The 17,493-nt window shown below is 41.4% G+C and carries 14 protein-coding genes; 6 read left to right on the top strand and 8 right to left on the bottom strand.

Features of this window, described 5'->3' with window-relative positions; genetic code table 11:
- Positions 1 to 65: 65 nt before the first annotated feature.
- The 7 genes from AB4128_RS05235 to lptM all read right to left on the bottom strand — a co-directional run bounded on the left by AB4128_RS05235 (position 66) and on the right by lptM (position 5,497).
- Positions 66 to 518: a hypothetical protein gene (locus tag AB4128_RS05235; RefSeq protein WP_192021660.1), complete on the bottom strand. Its 453-nt coding sequence runs from the start codon at positions 516 to 518 to the stop codon at positions 66 to 68.
- A 233-nt stretch (positions 519 to 751) separates the two neighbouring features.
- A complete protein-coding gene (locus AB4128_RS05230; protein WP_372037183.1) occupies positions 752 to 1,462 on the bottom strand; it encodes an HAD-IA family hydrolase in 711 nt (236 codons plus the stop codon).
- On the bottom strand, positions 1,462 to 2,397 hold the full coding sequence (gene xerC / locus AB4128_RS05225) for a tyrosine recombinase XerC (RefSeq protein ID WP_372037252.1): 936 nt from the start codon (positions 2,395 to 2,397) through the stop codon (positions 1,462 to 1,464). Before xerC ends, AB4128_RS05230 begins: the two co-directional genes overlap by 1 nt.
- 72 nt (positions 2,398 to 2,469) lie before the next feature.
- The gene (locus AB4128_RS05220; RefSeq protein ID WP_055023624.1) at positions 2,470 to 3,078 is read right to left on the bottom strand and encodes a DUF484 family protein; all 609 of its coding nucleotides are present in this window, start codon (positions 3,076 to 3,078) and stop codon (positions 2,470 to 2,472) included.
- An 83-nt stretch (positions 3,079 to 3,161) separates the two neighbouring features.
- Entirely contained in the window at positions 3,162 to 3,989 is an 828-nt protein-coding gene (gene dapF / locus AB4128_RS05215; protein ID WP_055023601.1) for a diaminopimelate epimerase, read from the bottom strand.
- A 45-nt stretch (positions 3,990 to 4,034) separates the two neighbouring features.
- Complete coding sequence (gene lysA / locus AB4128_RS05210; protein WP_055023602.1) at positions 4,035 to 5,279, bottom strand: diaminopimelate decarboxylase; 1,245 nt, start codon at positions 5,277 to 5,279, stop codon at positions 4,035 to 4,037.
- Between the two features lie 20 nt (positions 5,280 to 5,299).
- A complete protein-coding gene (lptM, locus tag AB4128_RS05205) occupies positions 5,300 to 5,497 on the bottom strand; it encodes an LPS translocon maturation chaperone LptM (protein WP_055023603.1) in 198 nt (65 codons plus the stop codon).
- A 68-nt stretch (positions 5,498 to 5,565) separates the two neighbouring features.
- Here lptM and cyaY point away from each other — a divergent pair, with 68 nt between their 5' ends.
- Positions 5,566 to 5,895 carry an iron donor protein CyaY gene (gene cyaY, locus AB4128_RS05200; protein ID WP_055023604.1) on the top strand — a complete coding sequence of 110 codons (330 nt, stop codon included), beginning with the start codon at positions 5,566 to 5,568 and terminating at the stop codon, positions 5,893 to 5,895.
- Positions 5,896 to 5,925: 30 nt separating this feature from the next.
- Here the strand turns inward: cyaY and AB4128_RS05195 are convergent, their stop codons facing one another.
- Positions 5,926 to 8,421 carry a class I adenylate cyclase gene (locus AB4128_RS05195; RefSeq protein WP_372037182.1) on the bottom strand — a complete coding sequence of 832 codons (2,496 nt, stop codon included), beginning with the start codon at positions 8,419 to 8,421 and terminating at the stop codon, positions 5,926 to 5,928.
- A 188-nt stretch (positions 8,422 to 8,609) separates the two neighbouring features.
- Between AB4128_RS05195 and hemC the strand changes: the two genes are divergently transcribed.
- The 5 genes from hemC to AB4128_RS05170 form a co-directional block, all read left to right on the top strand.
- Positions 8,610 to 9,539 (top strand): hydroxymethylbilane synthase, encoded by a 930-nt coding sequence (hemC, locus tag AB4128_RS05190; RefSeq protein WP_055023625.1) that lies wholly within the window; start codon positions 8,610 to 8,612, stop codon positions 9,537 to 9,539.
- A 16-nt stretch (positions 9,540 to 9,555) separates the two neighbouring features.
- Positions 9,556 to 10,272 carry a uroporphyrinogen-III synthase gene (locus AB4128_RS05185; protein ID WP_372037181.1) on the top strand — a complete coding sequence of 239 codons (717 nt, stop codon included), beginning with the start codon at positions 9,556 to 9,558 and terminating at the stop codon, positions 10,270 to 10,272.
- A 133-nt stretch (positions 10,273 to 10,405) separates the two neighbouring features.
- Positions 10,406 to 11,629: a uroporphyrinogen-III C-methyltransferase gene (locus AB4128_RS05180; protein ID WP_282167435.1), complete on the top strand. Its 1,224-nt coding sequence runs from the start codon at positions 10,406 to 10,408 to the stop codon at positions 11,627 to 11,629.
- Positions 11,626 to 12,798 carry a heme biosynthesis HemY N-terminal domain-containing protein gene (locus AB4128_RS05175; protein ID WP_372037180.1) on the top strand — a complete coding sequence of 391 codons (1,173 nt, stop codon included), beginning with the start codon at positions 11,626 to 11,628 and terminating at the stop codon, positions 12,796 to 12,798. The genes AB4128_RS05180 and AB4128_RS05175 overlap by 4 nt, the downstream gene beginning before the upstream one ends.
- A 391-nt stretch (positions 12,799 to 13,189) precedes the next feature.
- Positions 13,190 to 17,493, top strand: a 4,304-nt coding sequence (locus AB4128_RS05170) for a retention module-containing protein (protein WP_372037179.1), incomplete at its 3' end; no start/stop codon positions are given.

Below are 17,493 nucleotides of genomic sequence, written 5' to 3'. Positions count from 1 at the left end.
GCAGTAGGCTTGAGCAAATTTAAGGGTTAAATTTGCTCACTAGAATAATATTTTTGATTAAAAGGTTAGGCTTGAGGAGGTCGTAAAAAGCTAAAGTATGGGGATTCAGCGGCAGTAGAAGTAAACGTAAATGCCACATAATCAGAATGAACTAGTTCATTTGCTATTGTGTTTGTAGGATGCATCAAGGTCATGCAACAAGAGCAGCAATTATCAGTACACTCGGCACAATCATCATCAACATGAATAACAACAGTGCCATCATCACACAACTCTGTATCGCTGTAGCCAAGAGGATTATCTATATCAAGAGCATCATGATTAATAACTGCTAATTCAGTTACTTGACCCTTACTGTTATCGTCTGAACTATTGCCACAATCCTGATGCTCTAGCGCACAGTTGTCTGACATCGCTGCCACGGATTGCATCGCAAAAATCATGATCAACAAAACCCGCGCCAGCATAGCTGGAGACATAGTGATGATGGTTTTTAGCTTACGATAAAAACTTAACATGAGCGCTTAGGCGATAACCTGTATGAAGTTATTAACAATTAGGTGAATTGGTAACACCTGTAACGTGCAAGTGTAAGCGAAACAATGATAAAACACTATGAGGTTTACCCACACAATGTCAGATTTGGAATAAAAAGAGTCAGAAACCTCGTTGACCGCACAATATTGATTATGATTTATCCATAAACATATTAGTTAACTTAAGCGATAATATAGGTAACTAATTAAAATTATTAAATTAATTTTCTTATTTCTTGTAACTGCTCAATTTCAATATGAGGTAAAATGTGTCGAGCCTGACCTTGCTCATTTGGATTCAGATTTAACCACAAGCTTTGACAACCAGCTGCACGAGCGCCCAAAACATCGCTAATTGGATGATCGCCAATATGCAATAAATCCCCATGTAGTATCTCAAGATGTTGGCAACTCAAATCGAATAAATCACTGTATGGCTTCATCTTCACACCGTGTCCGGGATGCACAACAAACTTGAGCACGTCATCTAACCCAACACGACTAGCATCGACATTACCATTGGTGATCCCAATCAGCGGATAATGATCCCCTAACTCTGCCAGTAGAGTGATAACACTGTCGTCTACTTTAAAATCACTACGATGGAAACGAAAACATTCCAAACCTTGTTGCGCACCTTGGCTGGCTTCTAGCTCAGTGTAATCCCATTGAATGAGCGCCTTACGTAGCACTTCATACCTTGCAGCTGTCGTATCATGGGCTAGCTCTTCATGGCCAGCTATCACTTGCGATTTCAGTTCTCGCCACTGAGTAATTCCCCAACCTTCAGGGACGTTAAAGTGCTCTTGCATGAACAATGATAATGCGGATTCTGCTTTAATAATGTGGGGGGCGTTATGGTACAAGGTGTCATCTAAGTCAAAACTGATTGCCTTAAAAGGCCTAAGTCGCAAATATTGTTTCATTATTTCTCCTTAGCTTTTTTTGCCCTAGGGTGAGCTCCATCATAAACCTTCGCTAAATGCTGAAAATCAAGGCTGGTATAGATTTGGGTAGTAGATAAGTTAGCGTGCCCTAATAGTTCTTGCACGGCTCGTAAATCTGCACTTGATTCAAGCATATGCGTTGCAAAGGAATGTCGCAATTTATGAGGGTGAACTTTTGCCGATAAAGATTGTGTTTGGCCCCATTTTTTCATTCTGAGTTGGATGCTGCGATGGGACAATCGCTTGCCTTGCTGACTAACAAACAAAGCATCACCAGTGTCAGCTTTGACCAAATCATGACGACACTCGCACCAAACATTGATTGCAGCTAGCGCCATTTTGCCTATCGGCACCACGCGCTGCTTACTGCCTTTACCCATCACTTTGACTTCGTTTTGGCTTAAATCGATATCTGCCACATTTAAACTTGCAAGTTCAGCTAAACGTAAGCCACTGGAATAAAACAATTCCATAATGGCTTTATCCCGTTTACTTAACGGGTCATCAGCATCAATATCCAATAAATGGCTGACGGCGTCTAAATCCATGTTCTTAGGTAAGGGCTTAGCCTGTTTAGGAGCATGTAATGTTTTAGCTGGATTGGTTTTTATCACTTGTTCACGAACAAGAAACTCAAAAAATTGTTTAAGTGATGATAAACACAATGATAAAGAGCGTGGGCTTAATCCTTTGCGATGCAAAGATGATATTACTCGTTGAAGCTCGTCTCTGGAGACAGTTAACCAGCCGTCATCAAATGCCTCTAATGACGTCCCTTGAGGCTGTTTAAAAAGAATCTCACCTGCTCGCACAAGTTCGTAACGGTAATTTCTAATGGTATGAGGAGACAACTGTCTTTCAGAGTGAAGGTAACGTTCAAAACTGGCTAACCAACTCGGTTGTTGTGCCATTATGCTACCTCCATTCTTTTTATAGCGTTTATCCAAACAAACACGGGGGTGCCCCTATAATCATAAGGGACTGCTTTAAAACTTTGGCAGCATATGATCAAGCAAATCTCTGATTTGTTTAAAAAACAAATGATCCATTTCAGGATGAAAATGAGCAGCATCAGCTGACGCTACACCAAAAATCACCTGACCATTTTCATCAGACAGTTTAGTTAATGCAACGGAGCCCACTTCACTGCCAAACAAACGTTTTGATTCAGATTGAGTCAGGCGGCCAAAATAAAAACCTTGTTGGATACGTTGACGCCAAATATTTGCTAATTCACTGTCGATATCGTGAACCGTAATTAAACGAACATGAGTGAATCCAAACTGCCCTTTTAGCTGCTCAGACAATACTTGCCTTAACTCACCTAGATCTTCGCACTTTAAAATACTCAGCGATAACGCACTGTTGAACCTGAAAATCTTTTCGTTTTCAGTGGCAATTTTCATTAATGACGTAATTTCTTCTTCTAATTGCGTGACTCGAGAACGCAATAAATCTTGGCGTTTCTCGACTAAAGAAACCGTACCACGCTCATGGTGAGAGACACGCATTGCCAGTAATAATTCAGGGTAACGATTGAAAAACTCTGGATTATCAAGCAAGTATTCGCGGATCATCAATTCATCAATTGGCATAGCTTCTAATGGTAATTCTGTGCCAAGTAATGCGGCAGATTCAGCATTGTCTTCGAGAAGTTTTTTAGTACGGGTTACATCGTTCATAACTGAATTTGTCCATCAAATACATGTTCAGCAGGTCCAGTCATCCACAATGGTTTCCCTTCTCCTTCCCAATTAATGGTAAGGCGACCTCCAGGCAGGTCAACTTTGACCTGTCTATCTAACTTATTCTGTAAAATACCGATAGCCACGGCAGCGCATGCGCCAGTGCCGCAAGCTAATGTTTCTGCTGCGCCACGTTCATACACTCTTAATTTTATGTGGCCACGATCAACCACTTGCATAAAGCCAACATTCACGCCTTTCGGGAAACGTTCATGCTTTGTCAGCATTTGGCCAATCTCTTCTACATCGGCGGTGTCAACATTATCGACTTCGAGTACGCAATGAGGGTTGCCCATCGAGATTGCGCCACATAAAAATGTTTGCTTAGGGGTTTGCAGTAAATAGGTTTTCTCAGGACGTTTAGCTCTAAATGGGATTTTCCCTGGTTCAGTCACCGGAACACCCATATTAACCGTCACATTTCCATCACGTTCAAGCCGCAGTGTCATTTTACCAGAGCTGGTACTGACACGAATTTTATACTTATTAATTAGCCCTTTATTACGTACAAAGCGGGCAAAACAGCGTGCACCATTGCCACACTGTTCCACTTCACCGCCATCAGCGTTAAAGATTCGATAATGAAAATCTAAATCAGGATCATACGGAGGCTCAACTAATAAAAGTTGATCAAAGCCAATACCGAAATTTCGGTCGGCTAAACGGCGAATTTGATCAGGCGAAAAAAACACATTCTGTGTTACGCCATCAACCACCATAAAATCATTACCCAGCCCATGCATCTTGGTGAATTGGATCAAAAGAATTTCCTTTATCGAACTAAAAAATTAACTGATTTCACTAGTTTAAGGTAGTAAGTGCTCACCTTGCCATAATTGCTCTAATTTTTCACGCTCGCGTATGACTTGATGCTGGTCTTGGTCAACCATGACTTCAGCAACTCTAGGGCGAGAATTGTAATTTGATGCCATGACAAACCCATATGCACCACTTGAGCGAACGGCGAGTAAATCTCCAGCCTGAACATTAAGCTGGCGGTTTTTCCCCAAAAAGTCACCTGTTTCACATACAGGACCTACGACATCATACTCATAGCTTGGTGCAGAAGTGAGCTGAACAGGAATAATATTTTGCCAAGCGCTATAAAGTGATGGGCGAATAAGATCGTTCATCGCGCCATCAACAATAGCAAAGCGCTTATCGCTATTTTCTTTCAAAGAAAGCACTTCAGTGACAAATATACCTGCATTAGCCGCAATCGCACGCCCAGGTTCAAAAATTAATTTAAGTGGTCTGTCACCTAGACGTTCAAGTAATGCGGCAGCATATACGTCAGGATGTGGCGGTGTTTCATCATCATAAGGCACGCCTAAGCCGCCGCCAACATCAAAATGTTTAATTTCGATGCCATTAACTGCAAGACGGTCAATTAACGCTAACATTCTATCCATCGCATCTAAGAATGGCTGCATTTCTGTAAGCTGAGAGCCAATATGACAATCGACCCCTTTGATCGCTAAATGAGGGAGTGCTTGCGCACGTGCGAACACTTGCTCAGCTTCATCCATTGCAATACCAAACTTGTTTTCTTTAAGCCCAGTCGAAATGTATGGATGAGTCCCTGCATCGACATCGGGATTAACTCGCAACGATATCGGCGCGACTTTACCTAATTTACCAGCCACGTCATTGAGCAACTCAAGCTCTGCGCTTGATTCTACATTGAAACAATAAATACCAATGTTTAAAGCTTGTTCCATTTCAGCAATGGTTTTACCCACACCCGAGAAAACAACTTTTTTCGGGTCGCCGCCAGCAGCGATAACACGAGCTAATTCACCACCAGAGACAATATCAAAACCACTGCCAAGCCTAGCAAGTACATTTAACACCGCCAGATTAGAGTTGGCTTTTACCGCATAACAAATAAGATGGGGATGATTAGCCACGGCATTGTTAAATGCATTCCAATGACGCTCTAACGTCGCTCTAGAGTAGATATATAGTGGTGTGCCGTGAGTTTTAGCAAGTTCAGCAACAGAACAACCTTCAGCAAATAAACTATCCTGTTGATATGTAAAATGGTCCAAAATGCGTTTCCTTGTAAATCTTATTTATTTTGTGTCGGCTCTTGAGTTTGCTCGAGAGACTGTTGTTGGGTTGATTCAGTAGTAGGCTCTTGCGGTTTTCGCTCTTGCTGATTCGTTTCCACTTCAGAAGATTTATATAAAGGGCCTTTTTGTCCGCAACCTATAGTGAATAGGCTAACAAGCATTACTAATAAAAACAGTCTCATTTTTCTCAACATCTATGCATCTGGGGAGTTATAGCCTTATAATCGCATTCATAACCTAGAAAGCACAAGGATTGAAATACATGGCTATGACAGATACTGAATTTCATCAGTTGGCAGATGAAATGTTTAGCAAGATAGAAAACGCCATAGAAACAGCAATTGATGAGCAAGATGCTGATGTGGATATCAATGCGAGTGGCAACGTGTTGCAACTAGAGTTTGAAGACGGTTCGCAAATTGTCATCAATAAACAAGAGCCTTTACATGAGTTATGGATTGCGACGCGATTTGGTGGCTACCACTTTGCGCTTGTTGATGGTAAATGGTTTGATGAACGTAACGATAATGTATTTATGCCATTTGTTATTGAGTCAATTAAAAAACAAAGCGGCATTGCTTTGTCAATTTAAGCGCTAATTTATCAATGAGGTGAACTGAGCTTAAATATCTGAGCTCAGTTCATTCATTTCTACGCCAAATGGCACCACACTCAACTCGCCATCAATTCGTTCTAATTTAAAAAACTGTGGCACATTGAAATAATGCAATGAAGAGGCATCTCGCTCAAAAGCAAAACTATGGCTTTCTTTCTCAACTAATTCTTTCATCGACACATCTTCATATTCACGCTTTGTGAGCCGATTGGTTTCATCAATAATAAACACATCAAGAACATCGGGTCGCTGCCTTAAAAAGTACTGTTTTGCCCCTTTTGAGATATACAGCTTAATAATGCTGGGAATACTGCGAAAAGGATCAGACTTAATAACAGCTACAGGGGCATTTAACTGCGCTTTTTTATAACGTTCAACTTTGACTGGAGCAACTTTAACCTCATCGCCCGTCAACACCTTATAGACGAGACCCATAGAGTTAAAATACAAACCGTAGCGCTTATTGGATAATTTTATTGGGTGCATCATTGCCGACGATGATCTTGCTTCATGGCAATATTTAACGCACTGATTAAAAATATTAAACAGTGCATCATGAATTTGCTTCTTTAATCGCTCGGCACACACCAACACTTCGATGTCGACTTGTTCAGGCGTTGCTTTTAGCCCCAGCGCCACAAAAGACAGCGCTTCTAATAAGCCTTGCTCGCCTTTAAAGCGATGACATTGCCGCTCGCCCCAACTATTCAGTGAAATCACATCCAGAGTCGACAACATGTTTTGCTGCTTTTTCCCTAAAGAAAAAACATTGCCATTCATGTAATCCACCATGATTTCCTGACCTTGCCATTTTAGCGTAGGGTCACCATCAACGTTAGCCACCACAATCAGTTTCTTATAGAAAAAAGGTTGGCATAATTCAGCTTTTGAGACTTTATTATTATGGTTTAGTAGTGGCACTAAATGAGCCGATAGTTGTGTTAGCAACGCTGAACGGTGTTTCTTACGGCCATATTCTTGCCAACGAGTGGTGCTTCTGGACACATCATTCATCACCGCCCAAGCAATAAGGGCCGTTGGAGTATCCGCTTTAATGATTGAGGTTTCGCCTAACAGTTGACCCGACTTCAGTGGTTTACGATAAAGGTAATAACGGGATTCTTTAATGCTGTGAATGATGGTCATGTTCGGCTCGAATACCGAGTGACTCCACAACTTATTTAATGGCAGCAGTTGATGTTCATCATCACTAAAATAGGTATGTAACTTACGAGCTAACATCCCTAACTCTTCAACTCTAAAGCGATCGCTTAACGCTTGCTTAGAGGCAAATTCAAGTAGTGTTTTATAGCTTTTCAATAAGAGTTCATTTAATTGTTTATTGAACCACTTTAGCTGGCCTGAATGCCAGTTTTGACTATTATCTAGGGTTTCTAATAAGCTTGATGGCCAATGCCATTGCTCAACAAGTTGCTGCATCTTATCTCGGCGCCAATCTTGTCCTACACATGCATTGGTTAAATTAACTCCGCATTTTAGGTAAAAACAACGTCTAACAATCTCTAATCGACGAATGTCTTTTTGTTTTAATAAATAGCTTTCGATACGTTGATACAGAATCAAATAGGCGTCATTCGAATCAGAAAAATCATCACGTAGACACTGCTCCCAAATTTGTTCAGTTATAAAATAAGATTTGGGATAGTCCGCCGCATAAGTTTCAAGTAGCAGTACTTTAAGTAGCGCTTTGTGAGGTTTATTCAACCCCTTATACAGTTGCCACAATGAAGCGCCAAAGTACTCAGTCGCAGGCATTGACCTTACGTCACCTAAATGCAACACCGATGGTTCTTTTAAAGCTTCAGGCCACCACCCCACTGGTTTACCCGCTAGGCGAATGTGCGAACGATAAAACTCTTCTAGTAATAACCAGTGCTGCGTACTACCACTGTGCTCTTCACCGAGTGAACTAAAACAGTTATCAAATGCACTGCACTCTCGAAACTGCAACGGATGCACTAAGTAAAAATTCACTTCAAAATCAAATGAAGCAAACCACTCCGTTAATGCCGCCGTTTTGTCTGCGATAAGGGCTAAGTCAGCATTGCCAAGGCTCGACTTATAGACCAACCATACATCAACATCACTTTTGGGGTTCTGGCCAAAACTGGCAGTACTCCCCATAGAGTAAACACCTTCGAAGGCACTTGGTTGGTTATTGTTGGTTTCAATAAAGGGTAAATCAAATACTTCACACGCGAGCACGACTTCTGGAAGGGTTGCAAAGTCGCTCACGCCAAATGGGGTTAATGCAGAGGTGCCACCGGGTAATTGGGGATGGTGATGGTGTATGAGGTAAGGAATCAAATCGAATAAGCGTTGCTGTTTTGGTGACAATAACGATTTGACTCGTTCGTAACGAACAAGGTTTAATCGATTAGCTATTTTGACTGGCCGACAACTGTTTTCAATCAAGGCTTCCATCCCTGTGCAACCATCTACTATCGTTTTGATACCAATTTGACAAGCAATTGCTTGCAATATTAGCGCTCAATTAATTAGCAACAACATGATCATATTATCACTTTTGGATAATTACGCCAGCAAATGAGATCTGCGTCACAAAAATTTTATGTGCATAGGTCAAACAATCACTATCAGTTTGTTACATAAGCTCGATGGCAATGTTAGCATTGACGCAATTAAGTCTATTGATGGAACTCTCTGGCATGTCTCAAAATGTTATTCGTATCGCTACTCGTAAAAGTCCACTGGCTATGTGGCAAGCTGAATTCGTAAAAGCAGAGCTTGAACGCATTCATTCTGATTTAACGGTTGAGTTATTACCAATGAGCACTAAAGGAGACGTTATTTTAGATACGCCTCTGGCTAAAGTGGGTGGTAAAGGGTTATTTGTAAAAGAGCTGGAAGTTGCCATGCTTGAAGACCGTGCAGACATCGCTGTTCATTCAATGAAAGATGTACCGGTAGATTTTCCTGAAGGCTTAGGTTTGCAAGTGATTTGTGAGCGTGAAGATCCTCGTGATGCATTTGTATCTAATACATACAAAACCATTGCTGAATTACCTCAAGGCGCTGTAGTGGGTACATCAAGCCTACGTCGTCAATGTCAGATCCGTGCCGCTCGTCCTGATCTAGTGATTAAAGACTTACGTGGTAATGTCGGAACACGTCTAGCTAAGTTAGATAGCGGTGATTACGATGCCATTATTCTTGCTGCTGCGGGCTTAATTCGCCTTAAACTGGATGAACGTATTGCAAGCTTTATCTCAGCAGAAGATTCACTTCCAGCAAATGGTCAAGGCGCTGTAGGAATTGAATGTCGTACTGATGATGAGCGTGTTAAAGCATTACTCGCTCCACTAGAACATCTTGAGACGCGTTACCGTGTATTTGCCGAGCGTGCTATGAATACCCGCCTTGAAGGTGGTTGTCAGGTACCTATTGGTGCTTACGCTGAAATCGAAGGTGATACATTAAGCTTACGTGGTTTAGTGGGTAACCCTGATGGCAGCCAAGTCATTGAAGGTGCTGTATCTGGTCCTAAAACGGATGCGGTCGCTTTAGGTGAAGCACTGGCTGATGACTTACTTAGCCGTGGCGCTAAAACTATTTTAGATGCTGTTTACAACAAGTAATTAGGCGAAAGCTTACATGAAAGTCTTGTTAACGCGCCCTGAGGGGCGCAATCAAGCAATGATAGAACAGCTCAATGCAAAAGGAGTGGACTATATTGTCACTCCTTTGTTAGCAGTTGCTCCAACTCAACATCCTTTCTCTCATCAGCAACTTTCTGATGCTGATGCCATCATTTTTATCAGTACCAATGCGGTAAAGTACGCAGCAGAAATGCTTAATAACCATTTTCCTGCAAGTCGATATTACGCTGTTGGAAAAGCGACAGCTGCGGCACTGGCCGAGCTCGGTGTATTTGCTGAAACCGCACCAGAAGAAAGCCAAGATAGTGAAGGATTATTATCGCTAACCTCGTTAAGCGATATCGCTCAACAACAAGTCGTCATCATTAGAGGCTTTGGCGGTAGAGAAACCATCGCCGAACAACTTAGCTTAAGACAGGCAAGTGTCAGCTATTGGGAAGTTTACCAGCGAGTCACGCCACAACTCGATTCACAATACATTTGCAACTATTGGGCAAGCGCCCAAATAGACACTATCGTCGTGACCAGTGGCGAAGTCCTAGATAATCTAATTAAACTTGTTCCAAAAGAGTTATTTGCATGGTTGCAATCATGTCATATCATAGTACCTAGTCATCGAGTGGAACAAAGGGCTAAAACGGCAGGTATTCATCACGTCACCAATGCTAACGGCGCGAACACTGAAGCTGTTTTACGAGCGTTATCTATTTAAACAATAAAGTAAACTTGCTTATTTGCCATATTGTATAATGCTGCCAAACTTGTACCCTATCACTCTACATTTTTGTCGCGCAGTAAATGGTCGCACTAATTGTTAACCGCAATTAGTTACTCAAGGACAGCTCATGGAACACAAAAAGCAAGCTTCAACGTCTACTCCAGAAAATAATGAAGCACCTTCAGAATCTGTAAATGAAGTCAATTCTGTTACTGAAAATCAAACTAGTTCTCACACTGATGCTGACTCAACAGACTTGCCTACGAACAAAGTGCCATCTTCAATACATTCTGATGCGCCAAGCGATAAACCGAAACACAATAAGAGTTCATGGTGGGTAAGATTAAGTATTTTACTCTGCCTGATTATCGCTCTTGCAGGCATTGGCATAAGCTATTTATTGTTGATTGAACTCGAAAGTCAGAAAATTGAGTTACAAACTCAGTATCAACAAACACAAGCTATCAGTAATGAAGTGACTGAAGCGTTAATTGAACCTAAGCGTCGTATTGCAGAATTAGAAGTACAGCAACAAAACGATACCTTGGCCTACCAACAACAAAATCAGTTAGCAAAATCACACCAACAACTTCAAGAGCGAGTTGCAACCTTAGCTCAACGAAATCCAAACCATTGGATGGCATCTGAAGCTGAATACTTGGTGAGAATGGCAGGACGTAAATTATGGTTAGAGAATGACCCTAAAACTGCAGCCGGATTGCTAAAGTCTGCCGATGATCGTATTGAAGCAATGAAAGACCCTGCTTTGTTACCTATTCGACGTGCATTAGCCCACGATTTAGCTCAAACGAATGCCATTAAAACAACAGATGTTGCCGGTACCATCTATACGATTGATGGTATTTTAAATCAGTTAGACAGCTTGCCGCTAAACCGTGCCAAAGCGCAGTCAGCTGAAGACTTAGCAGAACAACACGTCATTACAGACTCGTTAGATGACTGGCAAAGTAATCTTGCTAAAACATGGCATTCAGTTACTGACGGCTTTATTACCATCCGTAAACGTACAACAGATATAGAGCCGTTATTAGCACCAGATCAACAATGGTATTTAATTGAAAATATTAGAAATAAATTACTGCAGGCTCAGTTGGCTCTGTATCAACATGATGAAGTAAATTATCGTCAATCGATCGGCTTTGCTCGCACATGGATTCAACAGTATTTCGATTTAGATGAAGACTTAACTCAAGACACCATGACGGCACTTGATGCGTTAATTACAGTTAAAATTGACCAAGTGAAACACACCAACTTTGAATCGACCCGGTTACTACAGCAATTAATCACTTATGGTTCATTGGTTCCAGCAGAGGAACCACAGCTATGATTAAAATTCTTGCTTATGTCATCATCATTTTAATCGGCTTCTGCATTAGCCCATTCATTATTGGCAATATTGGCTATATCTATATTGCGGCGGGCGAGTATCAAATAGAAACCAGCTTAGTCTTTGGTTTATTAGGGTTAGTGCTCTTTTATTGCGCGCTCCAATTAACTGAATGGCTCATCATATTTTTGCTTAATATTGTTATCAATAGCCGTTACTTACCAGAACGTTGGCGTAAAGAAGCTGCGAAGAAGCACACGCTTCAAGGCGCGTTAGCATTAGCAGAAGAAGATTGGCCTAGTGCAGAAAAAGCCATGGCAAAAGGTGCTGCTAAAGGGGAGCTGCCTGCGCTCAATTTATTTGCAGCGGCAAGAGCTGCACATCATCAAAAAAACACTGATAGCCGAGATAAATACTTAGCAGAGGCTGCAAAAGACCCTTTGGCTAAAACCGCCGTTAAAACCTCAAAAACAAGGTATCTAATTCAGCAAGGAAAGCTGACTGAAGCAAGAGCTGAGCTTGATGCATTAAATCCAACCAGTAAAAGTAAATCACCTGTATTAAAACTAGCCCTTGACCTTTATCAACTTCAAGATGATTGGCAAGCACTTAAAATCTTATTACCGGCGATTAAAAAACGTCAGATTATTAGTGAAAAGCAGTATGAAGAGGTTGAACACACAACCAATACGGCATTATTAACGGCAGCGTCTCAACATGGCGAACAAGAGCTAGAAAAGTGCTGGCATTGGCTAAGTAAAACGGAACGTAATCAACCACACCTTATTAGTATCTACGCTCGCGGCCTGTGCCAATATAATCGTAAAAAAGACGCCATAAAAATCATCAATAAAAGCTTAAAGACTGATCTTCATCCAGCACTTTTAGCTGACATCCCCAAAATAATCGATGCGGATGATGAAGATATTAGAAAATTATTAGCTCGATTTGAGCAAAGTCATGAACATGATGTTGATTATCAAATTTGTTTAGCAAAATTAGCTCAACAAAAACGTGATATTAAAGTCGTTAAAAATCATTGGCATAGTGTTTGCCAGATATCACCTAAGCGTGAGTACTTTTTAGCATTAGCCCAAGCGCAGGAGCAATTAGGCAAAAATGCTGCTGCATTACAAAGCTACCGTAAAGCAGCTAATTGTTCTGACTAATATTCATTAAATCGAATAATTAACTATTTAAAAACCTGCCAATTGGCAGGTTTTTTTATCTATTTTGTAAACTAAACGCCAGTTTAAATCGTATAAAAAATGAACTACACTTGTAAATTCCAGTTTTTAGCACTTTGTTATTAAAAACTTCACATTTCCGCATAATGACTTAGTTGCATTGATTTACTAAGTAAATCTTAATTTTAAAACATTTTCATTATCTTAAAGGCATTTAAGGCCACGCCAAAAAATTGACCAAGCATACTTATAACGCTAAAATTGTTATATTGCGGTTAATCTTTCTCGCTAATTAAATAACGACAAATATAGCAATGTGATTTTTTATGCATCGAATGTAAATACATTGCTAAAATAGGGTTTGGAGCTAAATATGAGTTCTGTTGTAACGACTAAAAATGGTGTCTTAAGTTCAGCCAACGGCGAGATCACTCTCACGTTAAATGGGCAATCCAAAAATATTCTTCCAGGGGAACAAATTCCTGCTGGTGCAGAACTCCAATTTGCGAGCGATTTAGCATTTGTTGTCACTTTTGATGACGGCACAGTGCTAAACGGTGATGAGCTTATTGCTGAACAAGCTGACCCTAGCGTCACTGATGATGCAGTGGCTCAATTTTCAACAGATATGAGCCCAGAAGAATTAGCTGAGATTGAAGCGCTACAAGCGTTAATTCTTTCGGGTGAAGACCCTACTGAAGAATTACCAGAGACCGCAGCGGGTGAAGCATCTGGTAACGAAGGTGGCAGTGACTTTGCTTCTCTTGCCCGTGATGGTGCCGAAACCATTGCCACTGCTGGTTTTAATACGTCTTTCGATGCTCCTGAAACATTAACTGCCAACCTGTCGTTAGGTGATGAAGGCGTTAACGCATTAAACAACAATAATTTCAATGTTGCTCAATTCACCGATAACTTTGTCAACGGTGTGTCATTTACTACCTCTTCTGGTTTATCGGGCTTTACGGGAGACTTCGGTGCTCCTGGCTCGTTTGCTTACTTGCCTGGTGATACCATCACCTTCATGGTGGGTGGCGTAACAATTGCGACCTTTAGTGCAGATGTAATTCAGGGCGACATTCTATTCTTACAAGATATTGCTGGCACGTTATTGTCTGATACCAACATGGATTATGTTGAGAACATGGCTATTTTTCTTCAAGCCTTGGACAATGATTTATCCGATGGTGTTGATGATGGTGTGTTAAATACCAACAGCTTAGTTAATATTGAAGATAGCTATGCCACCAATATCAATATTCTTCTTTCTGTTCATGAAGCCTTAGCAAACTACATCGACCCAACAACAGGCCAGCCTTTAAATATCGCGACTGCTGGTAAAGAAATGATTTCTCAAGTTTTGGCTGAACTTGGCATCATCTTTACCCGTGATACCGAACGCCAAGAAAACGAACAAAACCTATTTGAAACCATCGCAATGGAGCATGTTGCAGGTACTATTGATGAGCTTGCAGGTGACAGAGCACCTGATGAGCATGATGCTCGTACTGTTGATGTGCTCGATGTGCCAGGTGGCTTAGTAACCTATAACTACAACGAGCTAGATGGCCAAATAACTTTTTCTGTCAATGATTTGCTTGAAGGTGCTGTTGGGCAGCAAGTTGTCGATCAAAACTTACTCGTCACTAATGTTAGACTGAGCGCCGCTTTTGAAAATATCGGAACATTGCAGGATTTAGGTGATGGTAACTACGCCATTATCTTGAATGAAGGCATTGATCAATATGATCTTGAGGGACTCAGTATTGATTACCGCGTTGAAGATTGGACGGTATTTAAAGACGTTACCTCGTCTACGCAAGATCAGTACAAATCACACTTATCAGCTGATATTCCCGATGTATTAGAGGATGTAGGTTTTAACCAATTTACCTTAAACAGTGAATTGACCTTTGAAGATGATCAAGCCTTATCGATTACATTTACCAGTGAGCTATTAAGCGAACAGCTTGGTTACCCTATCGCTGAGTATGCTGATGATTATTTAGTCCCTCTAGAGTATTCCAATGATGGTGGCTTAACCTGGCAGACAATGACTGTAACAGGAATCGATACGAGTGGTGACTTAGCACGCCCTATCTTTGGGTTCACACTCGCAGCGGGTAGTGACAGTGTCATGATCCGCGTGCCGATTTTTGATGACGCAATAATCGAACCCACTGAGTATTTCAACGCCATTGTTAGTGGCGAGAATGTTTATGATGAAGAATTAGAATTTGCCATTATTGATAATGATGGAGAAGGCTCTGACTTACCTGTCGTCGATATTGATTACGCTGTAGTTGTTGAGGGCATGGAATTTGCCCTGTTCACATTAACGTTAAGTGAACCTAGCACTGAAACCATTACCTTGGATTATAGCTCTGAAGAGCTGACAGCATTGTTCGGTGAAGATTTTACTAACGTAAGTGGAACTGTCACTTTCCTTCCTGGTGAAACGACTGCCTATATTACAGTACCTATTACCGATGATTTAATTGTTGAAGATAGTCCTGAATTTGCATTAATAAATCTATCTAATGTGGCTAATGCCGTACTGGGTGATACCCAAGCCACCCTGCGTATTTATGATAACGATTCGCCTGATAATACAGCGATAACTTTGGATATCGATCCTGTTACTGGTGATAACGTATTAACGCCAGATGAATCTACAGGTACAGTGACAATTACTGGTACTGTTACAGCCGATGCATCGATCACAACGGGTATTATCATGCTGACCATTAATGGTCAGGAATACCAAGCCATTATGCAATCTGATGGCACCTTCTCTGTGGAAGTGGATGCCCAAGATTTATTAAACGATCCTGATACTGTTATTGACGGAATTGTATATGGCTATGGTGATAATGGCGCCAAAGGCACAGCAACATCAACCGAAGATTACGACATTCCAACTGAAGTGGTAAATGACAGTATCATTATCGCTGAAGACGCTGTTGCAGAAGGTAATGTTCTTGATAATGATAGTGACACCGATGATGTATTAACTGTCGTTAGTTTTGAAGTTAATGGCCAAACCTACTCTGCGGGCGATTCTGTCACGCTAGATGAAGGTGTATTAACGCTTAATGAAGATGGTAGTTATACCTTTACTCCTAATACTGATTGGAATGGTCAGGTTCCAGTTATCACCTATACGACTAACACTAACGTCACCGCAACTCTAACCATTGAGGTTACGCCTGTTGCAGATGGTGCACCTGGCGTCATTATCAACACTGATGCCAATAATGACGGTATTATCAGTGAAGATGAATTAGCAGGTAACACTGAAGTTTCGGTCACGATAGATTTAACAACTACTGGTGCTCAACCTGGTGACACCTTGGTTGTTAATGGTCAAGAGATCATCTTAACTCAAGAAGATATTGATAATGGATCAGTAGATTTAACATTACCAGCACCGCAAGAAGGCGACACAATTGAAGTTGTGGCAACCGTTATCGACTCAGCTGGAAACATTAGCCCCGAAGGCTCTGATAGTGCAACCCTAGATATTACAGCTCCTGTTATTTCAGTTGTTGCACCAGATAACAGTAACGATGACACGCCACTTATTTCAGGCACTACGGATGCTGAACCAGGCAGCACTGTTACTTTGGTCGTTACAGACAGTGAAGGTAATGAGCAAATTTTAGAAGCCATTGTCAGTGAAGATGGTAGCTTTGAAGTCGAGATCAATGATCCTTTAGCCGAAGGCGATTATACCGTTGTTGCTGAAGTCACAGATCCTGCTGGCAATACTGCTACAGACAATGATAATGGTTCTGTGGATACCACAGCTCCAACTATCACTGTTAGTGCACCCGATAGTAATCTTGATTCAACCCCTACAATTACCGGCACAACAGATGCTGCACCAGGCAGTACTGTGATCGTTACAGTCGTCGATGCAGAAGGAAATGAGCAAACTCTCGAAGCTATTGTCAATCCTGATGGAAGTTATGAAGTTGATGTAGTTGAACCATTAGTTGAAGGTGATTATACCGTCAATGCTGCTGTAACAGATCCTTCAGGTAATACAGCAACTGCAAATGATGAAGGTGCAATTGATACCGTAGCGCCTGAAATTACGGTTAACGCACCTGACAACTCATCTGATAGCACGCCAATTATCACAGGTACTACGGATGTAGAGCCTGGGACTACAGTGACAATTATAGTGACTGATAGTGAAGGTACCGAACAAATTATAGAAGCTGTTGTTTCTCCTGATGGAACCTATGAAGTTGAAGTACCAGAACCTTTAGCAGAGGGAGATTACACTGCAGTTGCTGGCGTATCTGATCCAGCAGGTAATGGCGCTATGGCTGAAGATACGGGTGATGTTGATACAACTGCACCAACCATCACAGTCGCAGCACCAGAAGGAACCGGTGATAATACCCCATTAATCATAGGCTCAACTGATGCAGCTCCTGGCAGTACTGTGACCCTTACCGTCACGGATAGTGAAGGTAATGAACAAATTCTAGAAGCTGAAGTAAACCCAGATGGTACATACCAAGTAGAAGTCCCTTCTCCACTTTCTGAAGGCGATTTTACCGTTACAGCCTCTGTTACTGACGCGGCTGGTAATACAGCGACAGCAAATGATAATGGTGAAATTGATGCTGTGGCAGGTCAATTGACCGTCGATTTAGTCATCGA

This window comes from Shewanella sp. 10N.286.52.A9 (assembly GCF_041468985.1).
Classification (GTDB): Bacteria; Pseudomonadota; Gammaproteobacteria; order Enterobacterales; family Shewanellaceae; genus Shewanella; species Shewanella japonica.
This window is presented reverse-complemented; position numbering and strand designations above follow the sequence as displayed.

Coding starts and splice junctions, on each gene's coding strand:
- lptM (WP_055023603.1), bottom strand. CDS start 5,497: ATGTTGAGAAAAATGAGACTGTTTTTATTAGTAATGCTTGTTAGCCTA.
- cyaY (WP_055023604.1), top strand. CDS start 5,566: ATGGCTATGACAGATACTGAATTTCATCAGTTGGCAGATGAAATGTTT.
- hemC (WP_055023625.1), top strand. CDS start 8,610: ATGTCTCAAAATGTTATTCGTATCGCTACTCGTAAAAGTCCACTGGCT.
- AB4128_RS05235 (WP_192021660.1), bottom strand. CDS start 518: ATGTTAAGTTTTTATCGTAAGCTAAAAACCATCATCACTATGTCTCCA.
- AB4128_RS05220 (WP_055023624.1), bottom strand. CDS start 3,078: ATGCCAATTGATGAATTGATGATCCGCGAATACTTGCTTGATAATCCA.
- AB4128_RS05175 (WP_372037180.1), top strand. CDS start 11,626: ATGATTAAAATTCTTGCTTATGTCATCATCATTTTAATCGGCTTCTGC.
- AB4128_RS05185 (WP_372037181.1), top strand. CDS start 9,556: ATGAAAGTCTTGTTAACGCGCCCTGAGGGGCGCAATCAAGCAATGATA.
- AB4128_RS05180 (WP_282167435.1), top strand. CDS start 10,406: ATGGAACACAAAAAGCAAGCTTCAACGTCTACTCCAGAAAATAATGAA.
- AB4128_RS05230 (WP_372037183.1), bottom strand. CDS start 1,462: ATGAAACAATATTTGCGACTTAGGCCTTTTAAGGCAATCAGTTTTGAC.